Origin of the sequence: Streptomyces sp. NRRL S-31, assembly GCF_000718775.1 — a bacterium.
Classification (GTDB): domain Bacteria; phylum Actinomycetota; class Actinomycetes; order Streptomycetales; family Streptomycetaceae; genus Streptomyces.
This window is the reverse complement of the sequence record NZ_JOCB01000009.1, coordinates 78274-101112: the sequence shown is the minus strand read 5'-3', so window position 1 is coordinate 101112 and position 22839 is coordinate 78274. Positions and strand designations below refer to the sequence as shown.

Genomic DNA, 22839 nt, shown 5'->3' with positions numbered 1-22839 from the left:
TGGCCTCTGGGGGGCCGCTGGTCCACCCCGGTGACGCTCGCCACGACACGGCGCGCGGGGCACGGAAACGTACGAGGGGTGGCGCGACGGGCAACTCCGTTGCCCTGGTTGCGAACGAGCGTGGTTGGGAGAGGCTCTGCAATGAGAAGAACTGTCGCTGCTCGTGTCCCCGGTGCCGTCCGGAGGTGCCGCCGTACGGCCTGTCTGATCGCGGGGGCGGCGCTGCTGCCGCCGCTGCTGATCCTCCCGATGTCCGGCGCCGACGATCCGGGGGACCGCCGTCTCCAGGACGCCTTCACGGACGCCGCGCGCGAGTTCAAGGTGCCGCGCAGTGTGCTCATGAGTGTGTCCTACATGCAGTCGCGCTGGGACTCCCACCCCGGCGCGCCCAGTGTCGCGGGCGGCTTCGGACCGATGCACCTGCTGGACACCGACCTCGTCAAGATCCCGGCGCTGTCGCCCGACCCGCAGTCGGCGGACGGCGTCCCGGTCCGGCCCCCCGCGGAGGCGGCGGGGCCGGACGCCACAGGCACCACGAACACCGGAGCCACCGGCCCCGGTGACACCACGGGCAACGTGGACACCACCGGCCGTGCCGGCACCACCGGCAGTGCCGAAATCCCCGGCACCTCGAACACCTCCGGCACCCCAGGCCCTTCCAGCGCCCCGAGCACTCCCGGCACCGGCATCCCGAACACCACCGGTGCCTCAGCCGGCGCCTCGGTCGGCACCTCCGCCGACTCGGACACCTCCCTCACCCAGGGCGGTCACGCCGTACAGCCTGCGGATCTGCAACACGCGGCCCGGCTGATCCGGCTTCCGGCCGGACGTCTGCGGACGGACGCGGTCGCCAACGTACGCGGTGGAGCGGCTTTGCTGGCCGCCACCCAGGTCCAGCTCGGCAAGCCGCTCAGCAGCGACCCGGCGGACTGGTGGGAGGCGGTGGCGCGCTTCCCCGGCACACGTGACGTCACGTCAGCCGCTGCCTATGCCTCCGATGTGTTCGCCGTGCTCCGCCGGGGCGCGCACCGCACCACCGCCGAGGGCCAGGACGTCGCCCTCCCCGCCAGTCCCGGTGTGCAGCCGCACCAGCGCACCCCCCGGTCCCAGGGCCCCCAGCGGCCGAAGCAGGTCGAGTGCCCCGCCGAACTGGCCTGCGACTGGCTCGGCGCGCCGTACGAGGAGATCGAAGACGGCGCGTACGGCAACCACGACCTGGGCGACCGCCCCAGGGACCAGCCGATCGAGTACATCGTCATCCACGACACGGAGGCGTCGCTGGCGAGCATGTTCCAGACGGTCCAGGACCCGACGGAGGCATCCTGGCACTACTCGATCCGCTCCAGCGACGGCCATGTCACCCAGCACGTCCGGACCAAGGACGAGGCCTGGCACTCCGGCAGCCAGTTCGTGAACGCCCGCTCGATCGGCGTCGAGCACGAGGGTTTCCTCACACAGCCCGGCACCTGGTACACGGAGCGGATGTACCAGACCTCGGCGCGCCTGGTGCGGTACCTGGCGAAGAAGTACGGCGTCCCGCTCGACCGGCAGCACATCTTCGGCCATGACAACGTACCGGCCCCGACCGCCGACAGTATCCCCGACATGCACGACGATCCCGGCCCCTTCTGGGACTGGCGGCACTACTTCGACCTCCTCGGCGCACCCCTGCGAGCCACGGCCGGACCGGACAGTGACATGGTGACCATCCTGCCGGACTACGCGACGAACGAGCCGCGGTTCACGGGCTGCACCCGCAGTGGTTCACCGTGTCGGCCGCACGGCTCCAGCGCCGTCCGGCTGTACACCGAACCGAACGAGCGCTCCCCGCTGATCCAGGACCCGGGCCGCAAGCCGGACGGTGACGCCTCCACCGAGGACGTCAACGACCTGGGATCGCGGGTCTCCGCCGGTCAGACCTTCGCCGTCGCCGACCGCAGCGGCGACTGGACGGCCATCTGGTTCCAGGGCAACAAGGCCTGGTTCAAGAACCCCAAGGCCCACCCGACCGCCGTCGGAGCGGCCGGGCGCATGGTCACCCCCAAGGAGGGGCTGGACGAGATCCCGGTGTACGGGCGGGCCCTGCCGGAGGAGGAGGCCTACCCGGCCGACATGGACGAGCCGGAGGAGTCGCCGCTGCCGTACAGCTTCCAGGCGGGACAGCGGTACGTGACGCAGGCCGGCGTCGGCAGTTCCTACACCGCCAAGACCTTCACCGACACGCCCAACCCGGTGGTGTGGGGCCGCGAGCGGTACTACGAGATCCAGTTCGGCCACCGGCTCGGGTACGTCCGGGCGAGCGACGTGGACGTGGTGAACTCGACCGCCACCACCGCGGGACCGGAGGGGCAGCAGGCCGACCCGGCCGGACAGTGACGCTCCGGCAGCCGGGATCCGACGCCCGGCTGCCGGAGCCGGAACTCGTGGCACGACGCGGACCCGGTTGCCCGTCCTCCGGGGAGCCACTGCCGGAGGTGGGACCGTCCGGCCTCCCGAGCGGCCCCGGCTCCAACCTCAGGCATCTGGTCTCTGGCCCTGGCCCTGGCCTCTGGCCTCTGGCCCTGGCCTCTGGCCTCTGGCCGGAAGAGGCGGACCGGGGCGGCCGTCGAGAAAACCGTTTGAAATCCACCACTCTGCGACGTCAACCTTTCACGGCTTGTTGCCGCTCACCGCGGCCTGAGATTCCTCACCTCCCTGACACGAGCCACTGGGACGTCATGCAGATCCAAGACCTTCCGTATCCCGATCCGGGCGTGCCCGACGTGCGCTCGGGTCCCCGATTCCTGTGGTGGCTCTGGCGCAACCAGCTGGGCGGGCAGCTCAAGTCGCTCGCCTGGGGCCTGCTCCACTTCGTCTCCGTCTCCGCCCTGCCCTTCTGCGTCGGATTCGCCGTCCAGGCGGCCGTCGACCGCTCCGGCACCCGGCTCGCCCTGACGGGTGCTCTGATGCTGTTGTGCGGAACGGGCATCGCCGTCGGCGACACCTTCCTGCACCGGACCGCCGTCACCAACTGGATCACCGCCGCCGCCCGCGTCCAGCAGCTGCTGGCCCGCAAGGCCGCCCAACTGGGCTCCGCCCTGACCCAGCGGGTGGCCGCCGGTGAGGTGGTGTCCGTCTCCACCGGTGACGTGGAGAAGATTGGCTGGTTCGTCGAGGCCGTCTCCCGTTTCACCGCCGCCGCGCTGACGGTCGTGCTCGTCGGCGTCGGCCTCGTCGTGTACCAGCCCGCCCTCGGCGTGCTCGTCGCCGCGGGCCTGCCCGTGGTGGCACTGGCGGTGCTGCCGTTGCTGCCCCGCGCCACCCGCCGGGCCGACGTACAGCGCGAGAAGGCGGGCCGGGCAACCGAACTGGCCTCGGACACGGTCGCCGGACTCCGGGTGCTGCGCGGCATCGGCGGCGAGGAGCTGTTCCTCGACCGCTACCGCCGGGCCTCGCAGGAGGTACGACACGCCGCCGTGCGCAGCGCCCGGATGTGGTCGCTGATCTCCGCCGTCCAGGTGCTGCTGCCCGGCCTGCTGCTGATCGCGGTCGTCTGGCACGGCATCGGCCTGGCCCGTCAGGGCAGGATCACCGTCGGCGAGGCACTTCGAGGAAAACCCTACGTAAGGACGTAGCCAGACGTAGAAAAAAATGCGCGCCCCCCTGCACCCAAGAGGTTAGAGACCCTGGTTCAGCTAGGGTCCACACCTGCCCGTAGGCATGGGATACAAGAAGACGCGCACCACGAACGGTAGCGGAACGGCTACCTGGCTACCACTGACTTTCTAGCCTTGCTCCCTTCGATCCTGGCCAGTCGGTACAGGCCCCACAGCCGGCGCCCTTCGTCACAGCCGTTCTCCGGTGTGCTTGCCTCATAGCAAGCCACGCACGGATCAGCCGGTACATCCTTGCCGCCCTGGTCCGCCTTGAAGGGCTGTACGTGGTACAGGAAGTTGGCGTAGGCGGTCCAGAACGCTTCGTCGCCGGTTGGCTCAGCGGCACGCTGACTCAAGGTCTGCCACCTCCGCCATCAGCCGTGCGTGAAGGTCGACCTGGTTCTGAACTTCTACTACCAGTTGTTCCACGGTCTTGGCGCTGACCATGTTGTCCAGCCGCCAAAAGCCCTCAATCTGCTTGCCGTAGCGCTTCATGAGGTCATAGGCGTTCCACGGCGCCGTTGCATACCAGCGCGCTGGCGACTCGCAACTGGGCTTAGAACGAAACGATCCCCACCCCTTTGGAAGCTCAGGTTTCTGCGCTGCCCCTGTTCCCTGGGTGGGGTTGGGTGCAGCGACATTCTCAGCGCTCATGCGCTGTCCGCTGGCGGTCATTGTTCGGTTGTCCTAACTAGGCGTCAGGTCCGGTCCTGTACCGGACCAGTTGAGCCAGGGTACGCCTGTTAGTCACTCACCGTGTAGGTAGTGTGACCAACTTTCACCGATTCGTGTCCCGCCTCAATGTCGCGTGCTCCGTCTGCCGCCGCCCGGCTCAGCTCGTCCTTGCAAAGGTGGTGCCAGCCCTCAGCCATGTCCCTCAGCCGGTCGGTGAGTTCGGCGCGCGTACCCGTTTCGTGCATAGGTGTGTCCATGGGCGGCAGGTTACCGGCGTTAGGCGCTCCGAAGCCTGTACAGGCGCATCGACGCGCCTTCGGGCTGGACACCACTCAGGGCGCGCACACGGGGAAGCTCAGAGACTGGAGCCGGCTGAGCCGGTACAGCGTCAAGGACCCGCGTTGCGTCGAGCACATGACATCTCACCGGGTCATTGAACGGCGCTGGGCCGCTACGGGCCTCAAAGCGCTTGTCTTCGAAGTATTCACCCGTGAGCAGATAGTAAGCCTTGACAGCTTGCTTCCAGCCACTCAGGTACTCCCCCACCCTTCGGTAGTCGCGCAGGTCAGCGGACCACTCCCACTCACGCATACCAACCGTCAGGTTTGTGGTGACGCCCGATGCGCAGATGCGGAATCGATCACCTATCTGATTGCGTGTCATGACGCGCGTTATGGTCCGCCCGTACGCATGCACCAGCGAAGTGCACTCGTCGTCGCTGTAGGCGTAGTCCCTCGCCAACTCACCCGGGTATGCAGACGATTCGCCCCAGGTCCACCCACCTGATGACAGCGGAACCGGTACCTTGAGCGCTAGGCGAATGTGCGGCTTCGGCGCAAGATCAGCGAAAGTGATCACGGCTCATCATCCCCCATCATTCCGGACACACTCGTGTTCATCAATGCTAAGCGGAGTGCTTGAATCGGACGCAGACCTTGCTAGACACCCGTCCCGCTTGTGACCATGCTGTGAAGGTCCGTTGGCCGAAACCTTGCGCTTCGCTCACCCCTGTGTACTCAACGTTAATAGAACAAACGTGCGAACGGAAGGGCTTATTCCTGATGCGTACACGTCATGCTGTGGGCACGGAAAAGCCCCCCGGCGTGATACCGAGGGGCTATGGTCACACTCAGCGGTCCGATGACTTGAGGGGCAGGCGCCACCCTTCGCGGTCCGTGTTCGGCTGCCATCGTACGTTACCTTGGGTAACTACGGGGCACTGGGGTGCGCACTGGTCTAGCGTGGGTGCTTCCGCCGGCGAAGCCGCAATGATGGCCCCGGCAAAGCTGGCAGCCACTGCGGTTGTTACAGTTCCGGCGAATACCGCCATGGCTCGAATGTTCACGGCTTAGCCCCCAGAAGCTCAGTCTTGCGCTCAGCGGTCCCCGGTGCGCTCTCCCACCAGGACGCACGCCGTTCGTCGCTGTCCATTCCTTCTACCGCATTCTCGATTCCCATGCGCAGCATCTCCGCCCAGTAGTGCGGAATGCGGATGGTCTTCTTGATGCCACCCCGGGTCTCCACCTGTACAGCCGCGTAGCTGAACCCCTCTTCGCCCCGTTCCATGGTGACGCCTATCACGCGCTTGATGTTCTCCGTCAGGCCCGTCATCTAGCCCACTCCCCTGTCGCGCCCCGGGCCCTTACCAGACCCGGGGCTGATTGTTAATCTCAGCTCTTCACCCAGTGGAATACGTGCGCGTGCTTCGGGTTGCCGTCGCACTCCTTGCCGTGGACCTTGCATACCAGCTTGATGACATCGACCATCTTCGCCCCTCCGTAGGTGGTGTTCCCTGCGGCACCAACTATGGCACGGCGTAGGTGGTGCGCACAAGCCACCTCCGAAAATTCGTAGGCGCCTAGTCCTGGTCTCGTCGCCACAGTCGACCTTCAACACGCCTGATCAGCCGGCGATACCTCTTCCCTCGGTCGCCTTCATCCGGGTACCTGTGCGGCAGGGTACGGCTGTTTGCGCTGACCCCCTTGCTGCGCCTTCTGTGACTCCGTGAGCGCCCGGTGTGCGGTACTGGCGTACTCATACCCCTCCTACAGAGAAAGGCCCCCAGCGGGTCACTGGGGGCCTTGTCGGATATGCTTGTCAGTCGGTGTCGGCATGCGCCCTTGCGTGGATCAGGTCCGCGCCTTCCGGGCACTTCTTGCACGGAGCAACGGAGTCCTTCCGCCACTGCATCCGCGTAATTTGGATACTTGCCGAACATCCGCCGCACTGCACGATCATCGCTTCTTCCCTTCGTCGTTACTGACTCGGAAGACGCTACACTGGCACACCACCTACGTCAATCCGAAGGTGGCTCGTCGGATGAACACCATGAACTTATCTCCTACTCAAGCACTATAGGGCACCTACGAAAATCCGTAGGTGCCCATCCTGTGACCGTTCCGTTAGCGAGACCGGCGCAGCGCAGCAAGCAAGGGCTGTGCTTCCCATGTCGACAGAACCACCGTGCTGATGGTGCGCCCTTCCGGATTGCTGGTCTCAAACTCCGTCTTGCCGTCCGGCAGGGGCATGGTGCGCACACGGTGCCCACTGGCGAGATTGAAAGTCACTGGACCACTTCCCAGAATTCCGCGCCGACCCGAACGGCGGCATGCGCCTTGAAGACGACTTGCCCGTTACTGCCACACCGAACAGACTTCGTGGGCACCTCATAGACACTGACCATGAATCCGGTACGTTCCAACTCGGTGTGCCAGCCCTGAAACCAGGTGTCGAGAGCTTCGCGCGAGTCAAGCCCGCATACTTCATCAGCGTCGATATACCGGATATCCGGGTCAAGGCCCGGAGCCCTATGTGTGCCATCGGCATGCGACCGCCCCATGCCGTGCAGGATCTCTCGATCCTTGATAGGCAGTGCGCTGTAACTGGTGCGGTACGGCCCCAGGGGTGCGCACCAGCCATTAGCCGTGCTGTGCTCTACTCGCCAGACTTTCACCGTGTTCTCTCCTTCACGCGGTGTGTGCCCTGGTGTTAGTGAGTCGAATGCCAGCCAGCCGCCCACTGGGCTAGAGACTGGTCACCCTTGCTGCGATTGCAGTCAGCGCATGCCGGGATGACGTTTGACAGTACGTCACGACCACCCAGGGCAAATGGCTTGACGTGATCTAGGTGTTCGGCCGGCGCGTCGCAGTAGGCGCATGTACCGCCCCACCGTGTGAACACCTCGGCGCGCTTGTAGGGGACCGCCCTGACTCGTCGCTGAGACAGGTACAGGGCGGCATACAGGGGTTGCACCTACTTGCGTCCACCCCGACCCAGGTTGATGGCAGCCGCTTCGGTCAGCTCTGCCTCGTGGGCAGCGTCCCGGGCGACTGCCTTTATGTAGCGCTTGGCGAAAGCCTTATGCCCCTTCGTGCGGGCATCCCGGGCCTGCAACGGCGTGATACCCAGTTCATCGGCCAGCCCCTCAAGGTCTCCGCTGTCCCCCGTGCCGTAGCACCTCACGTTGCCAATGCCATAGGAGTGTCGAAGCGCATTGGCCTGGTTGGCGCCCATGCTGTCCAGAACGGCGTGAACAAGCGCGTGCTTGACTCGGTTCACTTCCTTGGTCACATCTTCGGAGGTGACCAGGTCTTCCGGCATGTCGTTGTACCGGTCCACCAGATACTCACCCAGCGAAACAGTCACGGTTCCATCGGGTGCTGTCCTGGAACCACCGTCCGTGTTGTAGAAGGTGGTGAACGGGAAGTCAAGGGATGCAGCGCCCTGCCAAGCCAGCCGGGCAGCCGCCGCCCGGTCAGCGCTCAGCCTACGCCCCTTCGGGGGCACAGTCTGTGCCATCTTCTCAGCCAGGAAGACATCCCCGCCAGCACGCTCAACCATGGCGCCAAAGACCTTCACAGCGTCCATGTCCGCCCCGCCGTTTCGCTCTTCGCGGACCTTGTCCTTGAGGCGATCTTCAATGGTCCCCCACATGAACCCGTAGAACATCTCAACGGTGTTTCCCTTGAATCGCGGCAGGGCCTCGAACAGGGCCACGGCGGCATCCTGTCGGAAGTCTTCACGGTGGTCATCGATACGGCTGTAGCTGTCCGACATGCGCCGGGCGGCAGCGTCAGCCAGCTTGCGTATGCGGCTAGCCATGGCGCTGTTGACCGCCTCAAGCCCCTTGAGTCCGTTGTTCTGTGCGTCACGGATCAGTTCAAGGGTCAGGGTCTCAGACATGGGTTTCCCTCCGGGTTTCGATCGCTGCACTGATGGGTGAGTGAGTCGAAAGCCCGGAACGGGGCTGGTCCGGCCGGAACTACATGTGACGCGCGTCACACCCTGTTTTGGGCATGGGGGTGCCGCAGCATGGCAGTAGGAGACACAGGCGGGACTAGACCCCGTTCCAGGGGCTTCCGCTTGTGTTCGAAGTTCCGGCCGGACCCCTCGAACGCTGGACTGAGTAGAACGCTTTTTCGTAGGTGGTGCAAGCGCCTTGGGGCGCAGAGACACCAGCTAGACCCGGGGCCGGCCAAGACGGTTGCCTGAAGATTCGAAGGCGTAACCCGCCATCATCCTTCAGATGTAGGGGCGCGGTAGGCGCATACCGGGGATCACGCCTGCATTACGAAGGTGCCGACCTTCGAGAGGCCATCAGGCGAACCGGACAAAAGATCATGGGAACTTTTCGAACGGACCACCTCCGAAAATCCGTAGGTGACTGCCCGTAGCGGCATATGCCACAGGCAGTCACCATCAGGAGTGGCGCGGATCACACCTCAGCGCCGTACAGCGACCCCCACGAACGCTTGCCTACCTCTGCTTCGGCCTCAATGGGCACTCCCATAAGGTCGAAGGTCATGCACTTCTCAATGGCCTTTGCGTAGTCTGCCGATTCCGCCTTCGGCACACTGGCAAGCACTTCGTCATGGATCGGCAAGCGGAGCGTGTCCAGAAGCCCGGCGTTTTCTAGGTTGATCAGGCTCTGACCAAGGCAGTCACGGGCAGCGCTCTGCACGGCGTAGTTAGTCACGGCATAGACCCGGTCCCGGTCGACAGGCAGGCGTCGGCCGGTGATGCTCACGCCAACAAAGCCGTTGTCATACGCCTGACGCTGCAACCGGTTGGAGTAACGCCGAATCTCCGGATACACCCGGTCATATGCAGTCATGGCGCGCTGAACGTCCGCAAGGGGTGCACCGGTCTGCCTTGCAGTCGTGGCCGCTCCACCCCCATAGACCTTCGAGAAGCCCACGCCCTTACAAACCTTGCGATGCTGTTTGGTGAAGCCTTCGCCGTAAACCTGGCGTGCTGTGAAGGCATGCAGGTCTTCACCGTTGGTAATGGCTTCCTTCATGCGCTTGACATCAGCCAACGCAGCAAGCACGCGCATCTCAACAGCGGCAAAGTCCGTGGATACCACCACTTCGCCCTCATCAGCCATCAGACAGCGCCGGATCATTGCGTCACCAGAAGGCAGCGTTTGAAGTGCAGGACGCGTGATACTCATGCGGCCCGTGCGCGCCTGCATGCTGTTCACGAAACTGTGCAGGCGCCCGTCGCTGTCCATGACATCAAGGAAGGTCTGGGTATAGGCACTGCGCCACTTACCGGCCCGCTTACTCTTGATGATGGCCTCAGCCAGCGGGTTGGGCTTGCGCGTTCCTAGCGGCTTGCCGGTCTGAAAGTCAAGGTCAGCGAACCGGTGCAAGACTGCCTTGTCCACCTTGAGCGCCCCGGTAGCGGTCAGCTCATCCGCTGACCACACCTCCCCCATACCCTTGAGCGCTTCCCGAAGCTGTGCCGGCGCGTTGACATTGGTGACCCCATAGCGAAGACAGGCCGCTTCATGCATCAGGGCTTCGCTGGCCAGCCGTTCATCAAGCTCGCGGGTGTAGTCCACGTCAAGCACCATGCCCTTGCGCTGCATGATTGCGCAGATACGGGCTATCTCGTGCTCATACTGGACCAGCCGGGGCCGCACTTCGAGCATGTCAAGTTCACGGTCAAGGCAAGTGTCCAGCCGGGCAGCGAAGATGGGGTCAAGGCCGGCATACAGAAGGTATGTAGGGTGCATCAGGTCGATACCGGCCCACCCAGTTGCCTTCGTGAGCTTGAGCGACCGGAAGACCGCCGTAAGGTCTCCCTGGGTGTCCGGTGCCTTCGGGTCCACGTACCAGGCCATAAGCGGCTTGAGTGCCGTACCCCGTCCACCTTCCTGGGGCTGGCGCGGGTCCACCAGGCCAGCCTTCAAGCGGGTATCGATGGTCTTCTGGGCCAGAAGCTCAATGCTCATGCCCGGCGCATGCCGGTCCAAGACAGCCCAGTCAAAGGGCGCGTTGTGGATCTGGAATTTCTTGCCATGGCGCAGCGCCCGAAGCGCGAACTCATGAAAGTAGCCGCCCAGTTCCCACAGGATCACCCACCCGGTATGCCTATCGCCAAACTGGACAGTGCGGAGCTTGTAGCCCGGCGAATATACGTCAAGGCCCGTGGTTTCCGTGTCGAGACCAATAGGCCCCCTGTTGTCCGCTTCTACGAACCAAGCCCAGAACATGAGCAAGTCGTCATAGGACTCAGGCACCTTGACCTGCACCGGTTCGCCGGCTATCGCGTAGTTGAAAACCTTCATGCTGTCTCCCCTCAACACAAAGGGGCCACCCCCGGATTTTCGGAGGTGACCCCTTCTGCTATTCGGTTACGCGCCGAAGAGTTGTTCCCAGTTCTCGCGGGGAACCTCAACGAAGACCACGGCGCCGCTCCCCGGCAGTCGGCCCCTGGAGAAGAGGGTCAGCCCCTCAGTCCCGTACGCAATTGCCTTCCTGACCCCGTTCCGCGTGTGGTGACACTTCCAGCTCTCACACCTACCAGGCGCATAGCTGATCCATTCGCACTGCATCACTGCACCTCCGCCGTGACCGCTTCATCAAGCTGCGCCTTGAGGTGCCGAAAAGCGTAGAACGCCTGGTGCGGCACCACGCCATTGCCGATGCGCTCAAGCTTTTCCTTGTGCGTCAGCCCTGGGACGTTGGTGACCCACCCAGGATCTAGGCCCATCATCCATTCAGCGAACTCCGGGGACAGCTTCACTCCCCCACGCGGACCCCGGATCACTGGCACCGGGGCGGCTGTGCCCCTGATGACTTCCCAGCGATACACGGCTGGTGCGTACTCGTTCCACCACTCAGCCGGACTGTGCGGACCATCGTCCTTCCAGTGCACCACGCTTACGTCTTCCGGCGTCACGTTCAGCAAGAAGACCACTTCGTCCTCAAGCGTTGGCCCGTGCCCGCCAGCCTTGCGCTTGTCCGGGTGCTGGGCAGAGCCGTTTGAACCCAGATTCGCCGTAGGCGTCTTGAAGAGCTTGTCAGCCCGGTCCCGTGGAAACAGTCGGGCCACGGCTGTCACCAGGTCATCCCCACCAGCACCGGGGCGCGACGCCTTGGCGAAATCCGGCCCCCGGTCAGCGTCAGACACGGTCGGAGTGGGTAGGAGTGGCAACGCAGAACCATCGGAGCCTTTCGTGCGGCGCTCCGGTGTCGGACGCTCGAATAGCTGTCCATGCAGCGCTATACCCGATTTCGTGAAGCGATGTGAGCACTGCGCCTTGTCCCCGATTTCGGATCGCTCCGACGTTCTCCAAGAAGACGTATCCGGGTCGAAGAATCCGAATGGCGTCTGCAACGTTGAACCAGATTCCGGAGCGCTCACCCTTGATCCCTTCACGCTTGCCCGCGTTACTGATGTCCTGACAGGGGAACCCCGCCGTGATGGTGTCCACTTCACCCCGTAGCTCTTCCCATGGGGCGTACCGAACGTCACCCACGTTGGGCGCGTCCGGGAAGCGATAGGCCATCACCTGACAGGCTGCCTTGTGGACTTCGGCAACCACCGTGACCTTGTCTCCGGTCAGTTGCTCAACAGCTATGCCTAGCCCGCCGTACCCCGCACACAGCTCAAGGATTGGCATGGTCTCTCCGTCCATGCAAAAGGGTCACCCCCGGATTTTCGGAGGTGACCCTTATCGGTATGTGGTTGTGGTTGTGTCAGTCGCCAGCGAAAATGCCGTGACCCGCTTGCGCCTGATTGTTAGTGAGTCGAACGCCTACCAGCGCCATTCCCTTGGAAGAACGCTTGCGGGTGATACCCCGCTCTTCCATGGCTCCGTAGAAGGCGCGTCGGGACCACACTTCCTTACCTGGCAGGCCCTCAGCTTCGCACCAGTCGCGGTAAGCCTGGTACGCCTCCGACCCGTCGATGCGCGTGCTGTCATCCTTCACCAGGACGGCCGGCATACTCGGATCGTCCGAGTAAAAGCCAGCCAGCGCGTCAGAAGTCTCCTTGTACTCCTTCGTCGCAGCGCTGATGGACTCCGGATCGCACAAACCCTCAGCGAACCAGGCAACCGCGCCACGAACGGCCCACGCCGCGATTCCCTGTGCCTCCGCCTCAAGCTTCTTGTCAAGGTTGTAGTCTCGCTCATGGGGCGCAAAGTAGCGCGTGAACGGAATCATCTTGACCCGGCGCCAGAGACCTTCATCCTGCCCCCTGAACTTGGGCTTGTGGTTCGTAGCCAGCATGAGCAAGAAACTGGGCTTGAACTCGAAGAACTCCTGACGAAGGAACCGGGCAGCAATCATGTCCTTTCCCGTTACGCGCTTGAGCACGGCTTCAGACATGGGCTTGCCTGACTCGCCCTCAGACGCCATTACCAGACGGGACCCCCGGAGAGCAGCAATATCGTTGGGAATGCCGCCGTTAGGCTTTTCCTCGAACGTGGCAAAGGGTGTGGTCTTGCTGATGGTCCGGAAGACGCTGGACAGCGTGTCAGTCAGTACGGATTTGCCGTTGGCTCCCTTTCCCCAAAAAACACAAAAACACTGTTCGTCCGTGTAGCCGGTAATGCCGTACCCGATGACGCGCTGCATATAGGGCACCAGGTCAACGTTGTCCGGGAAGACTTCCGTCAAGAACTGTTCCCAGCGGGGACACTGAGCGTCCGGGTCATAGTCGATATCGAGACAGTACGTCAGCATGTCCGCCGGCCTGTGCGGACGAAGGCGCCCGGTGTTAAGCTCAACAGTCCCATTCCGAAAACTCAGGAGATCAGGCCGGTTATCGAATTCGGAGGCTTCCACGTAGACAGTGGGAACGCTCCGAAGCTCTGTCATCAGGTCGTTGATGCGCGAAGTCATGGTGAAACCCCGAGCTTCCTTGACCCTACCGGCCAGCACCAGAGCGGCGCCCATGCGATGGATCTCCTGTCGCACTCGGACCTCAGAACGCACCCACGTACGGCCATCCCAGACGTAGAACCCCAGTCCAGGCGCATACTTGATGCGTCCGTCACACCAGGCAACCAGCGCGTGAGCATTCATGGCGTCCGTGTCGCCGTAGCGTTCCAGAAGACCAGCCAGGATGCGCGCCGCTTCGTTGCCCTGGTCCCGGCTGACGATGTCCGCCCCAGTGGCTTCGGCAAGCTCTTCGCTGACAGCTTCGCGCCGTGCTTCTTCAGGCTTCGCCACAGGCTTAGCCGCCTTGACAGCCCGGTGCAGGCTCAGCGCAAAGGTCTGTGGCTCCGACTCACGCCACTCAGTCAGGTCCGTCTTAGCGCTCAGGCGCGGGATGTCCAGAGCATAGACCATGATGCCGTACGGCTTGAATCCTTCGGCCAGCCGAGCGTTGAACCCCTGGCCAGCGGAGTCCACGTCACCACACGCGATGACCTGATAGCCCTTAAGCCCCTCGGCAAGCTCCGCCAGAAGCTCAGGATTCCCCACCAGGGCAGCGCCACGTATCAACACCACGTCATAGCCCACAGCCACGCCTGTAAGTCCATCCCCCGGGCCTTCGGTCACCAGGATGACTCCGTAGCCACCCTGGCCCCGGAAGACGCCATACTGAGCCCAGCGGAAGCCTTCCGGATTACGGAGACCAACCCAGCGCCCGGGGCACTCCCCCGTAATGTCTCGACCCTGCAAGCCGCTGGGATTCCCAGCGAAGTTGCACAGCGGCACGGTCACCCGGGGGAACGCCTTGAAGCTCCGTGACAGGAACGGGAACGGGTCAATGACGTCCGGCCCGTGGTACCCGATGCCCAGTTCATAGGCTGTGTCAGCGTCCATGCCGAACCGGTCAGCGAGATAGGCCAGCGCTGCCGCCGTGTACTCTCCCCCTCCGTCGCTCAGCCGGTCCCGGGCATCATCCACGTAGCCGGCCAGTGCGGCAATCTGGGTGGTGCCGACCATGGCGGGCCTCTCCTTCGGAACCGTGGAGCCTTCGCCTTCGGCATTGAACAGGTCCGGCCAACCCAGCTCAACGGCCTGAATGATGGCCCCTGTGGAGCATCCCGCGCGGCACGTCAGCCGAACCTTGTTGTCATCTCCCCGCCAAATCCGCAGCGACGGGTCAGTGTCCTTGTGCGCCGGGCACAGCGCGATATAGCCCCCGTCATCGTGCTCACTCACGTCCCGGAACTTGCCGAGAATGTCAACGAAAAGCACTAGTGCCCCTTCCTTTTGGTTGCACTGGGAGGTGAGTGAGTCGAATGCGTGCCCGCGCTCAGAACGGGTAGCCTGTGCCAGCCGCAACCTCCGGATCAGGTCCGAAGTTCAGCGACCACTCAGCTAGCGTCTTGGCACCCTTGCTCAAATTGCAACGCTGGCAAGCCGGCACGATGTTGGATTCGACATCCTTGCCGCCCTTGCTCAGCGGGTGGACATGGTCAAGATGCTTCGCATGCGCCCCGCAGTAGGTACAGGCGTACCCCCAGCGAACGAGTATGGCCGTGCGGCTGTACGCCTTGTGCTCCACACCGTAGGACTCCGCCCGGCGTTTGTGCGTCAGCTCGTGGCGCTTATCAGGGCTCAACCGAGCGTAATAGCTGCGCACATGTTGACGCTGGCGATTTCGCCTGCACGCCGCGCATGCAGAGCTAGGCTTCTTGGCCTTACCGGCAAGGAACTGATCAGCGGGCTTTCCCCGCCCACATAGTCGGCAGACCTTCATTGCTGCGCAACCTCCGCAAGTGGACCCCACCACAAATCAAGAAGGGCGAAGGAAGTCTCTTCACGGTAGGACCCATCTTCGTAGGTCGTACGGAACACGCCACCTTCGCGCTCTTCCCAGATATCTCCGTCAGCGTCACGCACCGCGCGAAGAGCCATCAGCGAATCCCCCTTGCTAGTTCTTGCGCACGCTGAATGGCACGCGCGAAGTCCCAGAATGTGGAAGCCGGACAGCATTGGCCGCGCGGGTACACGCACCAGACGCCATCACGCTTACGCACAGTCCACTTACGCGAATCACGCTCCGTGCCGGCTTGTAGAGCCTTGATGATGCACCCGTGCGCCATCAGCGCTTCACTCCCGACACCAGCCAAGAGAACCAGGCTGTAGCCATGCGTTCGGCTCCACCTTCGGACCAGCCGCGCCCGATCAACTCACCGCGCATCCGATCCACCGAGTCCACGGCAGGACCCATATGATGCTCAGTCTCCATGATCAGGGCCGTAAGGTTGTCCCGAACCGCATCGAATTCCATTAGGGCAGTTCCCTCCCACGCCAGCAGATAGCGGCCCCGCGCGTGAGCGCCACAATCAGCGCATCCGCATACCGGGGCCAGTCTTTACGATTGGTTACGCCCGGCTTGAGCCAGATGGTTTCACCGAAAGATGCAGCCCGCACATCACCCAGAGCGGGGGCAGACTCGCCAGAAATGACCACTGGGCACCTACGGATTTTCGGATGTGACTGCCGGGTCAAAGCCCGGGGTCACTAGTCGAACATGCTCAGTGGTAATCCACTGAGGCGTCGAGGTTTTGCGCTTCACAAACCCCGATTCCACCCCAGTTGGCTGCACGCGCAATACCGGCACCAGGACCAGGCCAACACCTTCTACTTGCGCGGGCTTCGCTGTTGCTTCAAGTACCACAGCGTCAGCCATGCGGACCCGGTTGCCCTGACGTGCGCTGTATGCCACCAGGTCCCCGGGGTGCAGTTCGTTGCCGGCATAGTCCGTGACTACCCCACGTTTAGCCATACGGCTACGCCTTCCTAATCGCTAATTTCGATCCCTAGCACCAGCGCGCTCGATGCGCCAATCGTCCCCTGGGTGGCCTTGAACACCTGGAACAACTCCGCAGTATCACCGTCCAGCGCAACAACAGGCATATCGTCGCTGTCCAGCGGTAGCGTGTTCATGAACCTTCGAAGCTCACCAACAGTCATGATCTCCCCTATCGATATGACTTCCCTAACGCCAAAGGCCCGGACCCCGGCAGCGCACGAAGCGCCACCAGAGACCGGGCAACAGGGTTAGACGCGCTCCCACCCACGGCCTTCACTGTCGTGGCGGAAGTACCAGCAGTCACGCATGCCGGTAGACCGGGGCGCGTTTGTCGTGAAAACGGTGCCATCCCCGTACGCGTCCACGTTATCCACCATGAGCACGTCGCCCACGATCACCGTGGCGAACTCAAGGCCGTGCTTCGTGATGCGGATGCGATCTCCCTTTGCCAGCGGGCTGGACTTCTCGATACCGTCCAGTGCAGCCAGCGCAGCGTCAGCCAGCTCAATAACCCGAGAGCGCGACACACGGCTGGCCTTGCTAAGGCTTCGCAGGTAGAGCGCCTGGTGAATGGCAGCCGCAACCACTTCCCGCCGGCCGTCGAGTTCGGACAGCTCAGTCACCTTGACCAGCGAAACGTTACCATCCGCCTTCTCGATCAGGTACCGGTCAGCGCCACCCTGGGACGCGTGCGGGCCGCTCAGGATCTCCGCAGCGTCACGCATCTTCGCGTACTTGACCTTGTCGCCAGCCTGAAACGTCATCGTCGTCTCTCCTTTTGGGGCACCCTGCCCCCCAATGCCTCAAGCCCGGTACCAGCGCATGAAGCGCAAGCACCGGGCACAAGGTCAGCCGATCATGTCGTCATAGGGGTAGTTGTCAGCCGGGTCATCCTCCGCCGGCTCAGGGGTCCGCTCATCCTCGTAGATGGAAACCAGACGCGTTGCGCCCGTGGTGTCCAGCTTCTCAGCCTTCACGTTCCGGCCCTTGCCGGTCGCAACCACACCGGATAGATGAGCCACAGCGCGCCGCGCCTGGTCCACACCCGGTGCGATCACCACAGCGGAAACGAACTCACCCGGCTGGACATCGTCGGTGCGGAAAACTCCGTAGATAGCCATGTGATGCTCTCCTAGTTGTATTCGTGATCGCCCGTAGGCTCAGGGTCAAGGTTGAAACCGCGCCGGGTCCGTTCGGACAGGATCAACGGGCGGTAGTACGGGTGGAACTCCCAAAGGGGCAGCCGGACATATTCGTCAGCCGCCCCCCTGATGATTCGCACTGCCGTTTCACGCTGGCTTTCAGACAGTGCCATCGGGCATGCCCCTAGCGCTCTTCGGCAATGGCGTCCGAGTAGGAACCGAGAACCGTAATGACGGGCTTCTTGTACTTGATCAGCTCTCCGTCAAGCTCGAATTCCTCCTGCACGATCTCCAGTCGACATAGGGCCTCTCCATCCACGTCGTCAAGAGCATCCTTGACATCGTGCACGGTCTCAGCGAACTGCCAGGAAGTGGCAATCCACCGACCCATACCAAGCTCATAGCCGAGACCAGCCAGCCGGAACGAGACGATGATGTTAGGGCCAGCGCCCTTGCCCGCACGGCTCTTTGCCTTGCGCTCCTTGAGCGTGCCAGTGCATCCGCACGGCTCACCCTTGTCATCCGGCATGAGCGACAGGCGCCCGTCGCACTCATGGATGGGAAGCCCGTTCGGCCCCCACTGCATGAACTTGTCCTCAATGGCGTCAGCGCCACTGATGACAATCTCAACGCTGGAAGCATCCGTCAGGATCTCAAAGTTGTGATCCTTCTCCGGGAACTTCTCGGACGGGGTTCCGCCCATCAGTTCCGCTATGCCCTTCGCGGTCTCTTCGCCGGCCGCAAGGACACGGAACTTGGCAAGGCTCACAGGCTTCTTGCGCGCGTTCTGCATGCCGGTCCGGAACTGGAACGCGTACTCCGGGCGCTTGAACTTCTCTTCTCGCTCTCCGCGCTCCGGGTCATCGAAAATGCTCTTGTCCATCGCCATGGGCGCTCCCCTACTGCGAATCTCCTTGCGCTTTTGGTCTAGGGGGTCGAATGCCTGCCCCGTCCGCCGCGCGTTTTCCTCTTGCACTTGGTGTCTAGGGCGTCGAATGCCTGCCAGCGGGACCAGGCCCAGAACGCAGAAAAGCCCCCTGATCCCGAAGGACCAGGGGGCTCAACTGGGTTAGTTCTCGGTGCGCTTGCCACTGGCGACGGCCGGCCACACCATCAGATAGGCAAGGACGACCAACCAGGACGACCCGCAGTACGACAGCGAAGGGACAGCGTGGGCAGCGTGGTGCAGGGCGCCAATCGCCAGCATGACAAGCCACACCTGTACGCATGCGGTCGCAAGGATGATCAGCGCGTACAGGGCGACTACACCGGTAAACTTGGCAACGTCCTTCAAGGTCTCTCCAAGGGTTGGCGGCTTGTACCCATGGTCTAGTGAGCCGAATGCCTACCCTCGTCGCTCCGTCCCAGTAAGCTCACGCGAAGACGCCAGTGCAGCACCCAGAGCCTTGCGTGACCCGGACCGCTCCCACTCCAGTGTGTGACGGAGGTACACGAAGTGATTGAAGGCTTCGGCCAGTTGCGGAGCGTAGACTGGGTACAGCGTCCAGCCTTCCGGGGTGATGTGCAGGACTACGGCACCGTCGATGACCGGCATGGGCTCTTCGTTGCCGTCAGGGTCAATGATCTTGTCCGCGTACGCGTAGGCAGCCATCTGAAGGGCAACGCTCGGCCACACGCTCTTACTGGTCTTCCAGTCAGCGATCACGTCCACCGTGATGGCGTCCGGATCGTCCGGAGCGATCATCCATGTACCGTCAGCCTGAACCAGAACGCGCAAGCGCAACCACGCATCAAAGGAACCGGCGTACTGGTACAGGTCACACCAGGCCACATCCTCAGCGCGTACCAGCTCAGGCTTGACCGTGTCAAGGAAGTCCCGGAAGTTACGGCGGTACGGCTCAAGGTCCGGATGCTGGCGCCGTAGTTGCTGGCCGCGTATCATGCGCTCAAACAGGTCATGGGCCTTCGAGCCGATACCGGCCCGGTCCCGGGTGTAGCGCCATGCAGCGCCGGCCACCCACTTACGGGCTCCCTCTCGGTCCCGGTCCACCATGCGCTGTAGGTAGTCGATGCTGTCTAGGGCAAGCTCAGCCGCTTGGTTGGCGTACCAGCGCTGTAGGAACTTCTTCGGGAGCATGTCCACAATGGTGGTCACGCTGGGGTACCGCTCATCCGGGTTGGTAGCCCGGAAATACACCCGACTTCCGCCGGTTTCGTCGTTCTCAACCTTGGCCATTTGGGCGCCTTCCTCAGTGGTATCACTACCTATCTAGTGAGTCGAAGGCGCGTGTGTAGTTGTGTAGTTCGGAGCCGTGTCCCGGGTATCTCCTTAGACTTCTATATGTGTTACGAGACTGGGGGTTACTTCTACACTTCTACACTATGGCTGGTCAGGTGGTCAGCGCTGTAAGGGTGGCGTTCCACCTCCTACACGGGCGCTGTAGGGCATGCGAAAGCCCCACCGGGCACGGGGACCCAACGGGGCTAGTAGGCGCTCAGGCAGGCGCTCAGGGCTTCATGCGGGATGGCTCAGCCTCACGCCACTTCCCTTCGATTGGTGCCAGCCTTGCCCCGGGCAACAGCCTGCCTGTGGCGTGCTCCGGGTCTCCGCACTGAACAAGGTTCGGGTTACACACGAGAAGACCGCCCGGAAGGTCGCAGCGCGGGTTGTGGAACATCGTGCGCGTTTCCGGGTCAACCATCATTAGCCGCATAGGGCGGATCAGACGACACTTGTGGCACAAGGTCTGTGCCTCATCCTCACTCACTGCTGATGCACCGGCATGGGCTCTTCCGGAGTGATGCCAGACTCTTCATAGTTCTCAAGCCAGTCCCGGGCGCCCTCAAGGCGTGACACGAACGGCAGGGGTAGAGCTTCACCGTGCCGGGCGATTAGTTCAGCGATCACACGCCGGGCTTCATCCCGGGCCTGAATCGCTTCCGTGGTCATATCGGCCATACCGTGCTCCCTAGTGAGTCGAATGCCTACTGATTTTCGGAGGTGTAACCATGAAGGCCCGGGGCACTGGGGGTACCTCCGGGCCTTCCCTTCTGCGCTTGCTACAGGGTGGCAGCGATCATGGCGCGCAGAGCTTCCAGAGCCTTCTCAAGGCGCTTCCGCTGGGCTTCCTTCGTCTCAGCGCTGGCCTTCTCCACCGTTTCGGGCTTCGCCTTGCTGATGTCCTTCAGGAGTCGGTCGACAGTCTTCCTCAGGTACTCATCCGGGTTGGTCTCATCGGCCGGTTCCTGCTTGTCGTCGCCGGCGTCGCCTTCGCCATCACCGGTACCCTCGCCGGCCCCAGAGCCACCAGCGGTCAGTTCAGCCGCCCTCTTCTTCTCCTGATAGTCAAGGCGCTTCTTCTCCGCCTGACCGATGGTCGAGGTGCCGTAGACGTTGGCAACCCACTCCGATGCCTTCTCGTCTTCCGGCTTACCCTCAAGCACCTTGGCCATCAGTTCACGCCGGGCGGCAGCCTCTTCCGTGTCTCCGTCCAGCGACCGAAGCCACTCAGCGCGCACGTCAGAACGGTAGTCCTGCACGCTCCGCATGAGCTTGCGAAGTGCTTCCTTGTTGTCCCAGTTGTCTTCGAAGCCGCCACCAGCAACCGACAGAACGGCCTTGCTGATGTTCTTGGACTCAGCCATGTCCCCGAGGATGTCCGGGGCCCCCGCGCTGTTCTCCACCTTGAGCCATGCTTCAAAGACCACGGCGGCAACATCCTTGGCCACCTGGGAACCCTTGAGGTGCAGACGGACACCCTCGGAGAGCTTTTCTGCGGCAGCGTTTACAAGCTCCGGAACGCCCTCGATCTTGTCCCATGCCGGACCCATCACCTTGCCTTCGGTGACCTTCTTCACCTCAGCCTTTGCCGCCGTGCCCTCATCTACGGCTGTAGTCCACGCGTCGCGCTTCTCCTTCTTGGCCTTAATGCTGCCCTTACCGCTAAGGGCGGAGATCAGTGCTTCGTTTTCCTCAAACAGCGCGTCAAGAGCTTCCGTGTTGCCCTCAGTGGCAAGCGTCTTAGCGCGCTCAATGTTGGCGTCGATCTGCTCAAGGGCAGCCTTACCGGCGTCTTCGTTGACGTCAAGCTTCTCAACGGTGGTCTCAGCCATGGTCTCTCCCTGGTTGATGGGGTAGGCATAGGCCACCCCCGTGTCACGGTTGCTGATGGTGAGGCTAACGGAGCTAGAACGGCGCTCAGCGGTCTCGAGCATCTCATCCGCCTGACGCTGTGCGTCCTCTTCCGTGTAGTGCGCGTGCGTGGATGCCTTGGCCTGAGTCGCGTACTGGAACGTAAGACGCCACGGCTGGCGTGCACCCTTCTTAGGCACTTCCGTTACCCCACCTTCGCTGTTCTCTTGCCGACGTGAGAACAGTAGCACCACCTATGGGCATCGTGTCCACCACATCCGAAAATTCGTAGGTGAGTGTTACGCAAAAAGCCCCCCGGCGTACTCCGCTCAGGGAGCCACCAGGGGGCAGGGGTCAGCGCCGGCGCACCAGGGCGTCAACGGCTGTGTGCAGGTCAAAGACGCTGCCCGCGTTGATGATCGTGTCATCACACGGGTAGCCGTCTAGTTCGGTCTCGCTGGGGTGCAGTGCTTCGCGCCTCATCTTCTTCAGCGGAGTTGGGCGCTTGATGCGAACCAGGCGGAAGCCAGCCGCGCGCAGCGTCTCAGCCTCATTGCGGTAACGGCAGTCAGTCACGACCACGGGCATGTTCCAGCCGTCGGCAGCCTTCGCCTTATCCATGAGCGCTCGCACCCAGAAGTCAGGGTCAAGCTCACGGACCGTATGCCCCATGCGCTGGAGCACCCGGCGAATCTCCGGCCAGCGATCCTTTGCGTCTTCCCAACCAGCGGCAGTCACGCAAGCAGACAGGCGCGCATGTGAGTCCAAGTGCTTCATGGGAATCAGCGGGTCTACTTGAAGCGCCATGCGCTTGAGCGGGTCAGCGAAGGCCAGCCGAGTAAACATCCAGTGTTGCACCAGGCGCTCGCCGGCCGTGTCCTTGCCGCTTCGAGCCTTGCCAACGAAGGCAATGTTCTGATAGCTCACGTCTCTCCCTCCGGGCGCTATTCGCGCCTGCACTGGGGGGTTAGTGAGTCGAAAGCCTAGGCGCCCAGGAAGACCTTGCAGGCGTCTAGCAGTGCGTCAGCCGGGAAGCCCGGGACCAGTCGTGCAGCCAGCGGAAGAAGTACCACCAGGGCCGCGTAGACCTTGCGTCGATGCTTCGCAATCCATACCGCAGTGTCATACACACTCATGAAGGCGGAATCATACGCCTTGCGGGGCTTGCTGTGAGCCCCCATAGGGCCTACCTCACTTCGTCAGGAATGGCACAGCGACACCAACCAGGGCACCTACGGCGGCAGCGAACCCGGAGGCGCGCCACACACGCTGCTCTAGGGCGCTC

At 62.9% G+C, this 22839-nt stretch carries 20 protein-coding genes and 1 pseudogene; 2 read left to right on the top strand and 19 right to left on the bottom strand.

The window, feature by feature from the left end; all coding sequences use genetic code 11:
- Positions 1-249: 249 nt before the first annotated feature.
- Positions 250-2376, top strand: coding sequence for an N-acetylmuramoyl-L-alanine amidase (locus IF37_RS39075; RefSeq protein WP_253915662.1), 2127 nt, complete (start codon positions 250-252; stop codon positions 2374-2376).
- 341 nt (positions 2377-2717) lie between these two features.
- Positions 2718-3581, top strand: a pseudogene (locus IF37_RS0106070) (ABC transporter transmembrane domain-containing protein); the annotation flags it as partial.
- A 390-nt stretch (positions 3582-3971) separates the two neighbouring features.
- On the opposite strand, the gene IF37_RS44340 reads toward IF37_RS0106070, so the two are convergent.
- The 19 genes from IF37_RS44340 to IF37_RS0105930 all read right to left on the bottom strand — a co-directional run bounded on the left by IF37_RS44340 (position 3972) and on the right by IF37_RS0105930 (position 22481).
- Positions 3972-4310, bottom strand: coding sequence for a hypothetical protein (locus tag IF37_RS44340; protein WP_158727290.1), 339 nt, complete (start codon positions 4308-4310; stop codon positions 3972-3974).
- A gap of 1341 nt (positions 4311-5651) precedes the next feature.
- Positions 5652-5921 carry a hypothetical protein gene (locus IF37_RS0106055; RefSeq protein WP_030737300.1) on the bottom strand — a complete coding sequence of 90 codons (270 nt, stop codon included), beginning with the start codon at positions 5919-5921 and terminating at the stop codon, positions 5652-5654.
- Between the two features lie 952 nt (positions 5922-6873).
- Positions 6874-7263: a hypothetical protein gene (locus tag IF37_RS44335; protein ID WP_030737294.1), complete on the bottom strand. Its 390-nt coding sequence runs from the start codon at positions 7261-7263 to the stop codon at positions 6874-6876.
- 35 nt (positions 7264-7298) lie between these two features.
- The gene (locus IF37_RS46570) at positions 7299-7490 is read right to left on the bottom strand and encodes an HNH endonuclease (RefSeq protein WP_367647051.1); all 192 of its coding nucleotides are present in this window, start codon (positions 7488-7490) and stop codon (positions 7299-7301) included.
- A gap of 72 nt (positions 7491-7562) precedes the next feature.
- Positions 7563-8492 carry a hypothetical protein gene (locus IF37_RS40720; protein WP_052844997.1) on the bottom strand — a complete coding sequence of 310 codons (930 nt, stop codon included), beginning with the start codon at positions 8490-8492 and terminating at the stop codon, positions 7563-7565.
- Positions 8493-9024: 532 nt separating this feature from the next.
- The gene (locus IF37_RS0106020; protein ID WP_030737283.1) at positions 9025-10884 is read right to left on the bottom strand and encodes a DNA polymerase; all 1860 of its coding nucleotides are present in this window, start codon (positions 10882-10884) and stop codon (positions 9025-9027) included.
- A gap of 266 nt (positions 10885-11150) precedes the next feature.
- Entirely contained in the window at positions 11151-11729 is a 579-nt protein-coding gene (locus tag IF37_RS0106010) for a DNA (cytosine-5-)-methyltransferase (RefSeq protein WP_253915658.1), read from the bottom strand.
- Positions 11722-12237, bottom strand: coding sequence for a DNA cytosine methyltransferase (locus tag IF37_RS41645; RefSeq protein WP_253915657.1), 516 nt, complete (start codon positions 12235-12237; stop codon positions 11722-11724). Before IF37_RS41645 ends, IF37_RS0106010 begins: the two co-directional genes overlap by 8 nt.
- Positions 12238-12298: 61 nt before the next feature.
- On the bottom strand, positions 12299-14755 hold the full coding sequence (locus tag IF37_RS0106000; protein ID WP_030737264.1) for a phage/plasmid primase, P4 family: 2457 nt from the start codon (positions 14753-14755) through the stop codon (positions 12299-12301).
- A 58-nt stretch (positions 14756-14813) separates the two neighbouring features.
- Positions 14814-15143, bottom strand: a complete 330-nt coding sequence (locus tag IF37_RS41640; RefSeq protein WP_216725827.1) for an HNH endonuclease — start codon at positions 15141-15143, stop codon at positions 14814-14816.
- A 1163-nt stretch (positions 15144-16306) separates the two neighbouring features.
- Positions 16307-16480, bottom strand: a complete 174-nt coding sequence (locus IF37_RS44330; RefSeq protein WP_158727289.1) for a hypothetical protein — start codon at positions 16478-16480, stop codon at positions 16307-16309.
- An 87-nt stretch (positions 16481-16567) separates the two neighbouring features.
- The gene (locus IF37_RS0105970; RefSeq protein WP_030737250.1) at positions 16568-17083 is read right to left on the bottom strand and encodes a hypothetical protein; all 516 of its coding nucleotides are present in this window, start codon (positions 17081-17083) and stop codon (positions 16568-16570) included.
- 84 nt (positions 17084-17167) lie between these two features.
- Positions 17168-17440, bottom strand: a complete 273-nt coding sequence (locus IF37_RS0105965) for a hypothetical protein (RefSeq protein WP_030737247.1) — start codon at positions 17438-17440, stop codon at positions 17168-17170.
- 205 nt (positions 17441-17645) lie between these two features.
- Positions 17646-18350, bottom strand: coding sequence for a hypothetical protein (locus IF37_RS0105955; protein WP_052844996.1), 705 nt, complete (start codon positions 18348-18350; stop codon positions 17646-17648).
- Between the two features lie 180 nt (positions 18351-18530).
- Positions 18531-18755 carry a hypothetical protein gene (locus IF37_RS0105950; protein ID WP_030737239.1) on the bottom strand — a complete coding sequence of 75 codons (225 nt, stop codon included), beginning with the start codon at positions 18753-18755 and terminating at the stop codon, positions 18531-18533.
- 51 nt (positions 18756-18806) lie between these two features.
- Complete coding sequence (locus IF37_RS0105945) at positions 18807-19658, bottom strand: hypothetical protein (RefSeq protein ID WP_030737237.1); 852 nt, start codon at positions 19656-19658, stop codon at positions 18807-18809.
- A 528-nt stretch (positions 19659-20186) separates the two neighbouring features.
- Positions 20187-20381 (bottom strand): hypothetical protein, encoded by a 195-nt coding sequence (locus IF37_RS0105940; protein ID WP_030737233.1) that lies wholly within the window; start codon positions 20379-20381, stop codon positions 20187-20189.
- Between the two features lie 101 nt (positions 20382-20482).
- A complete protein-coding gene (locus tag IF37_RS0105935) occupies positions 20483-21535 on the bottom strand; it encodes a hypothetical protein (protein ID WP_158727288.1) in 1053 nt (350 codons plus the stop codon).
- Between the two features lie 373 nt (positions 21536-21908).
- On the bottom strand, positions 21909-22481 hold the full coding sequence (locus IF37_RS0105930) for a hypothetical protein (RefSeq protein ID WP_030737226.1): 573 nt from the start codon (positions 22479-22481) through the stop codon (positions 21909-21911).
- Positions 22482-22839 lie beyond the last annotated feature (358 nt).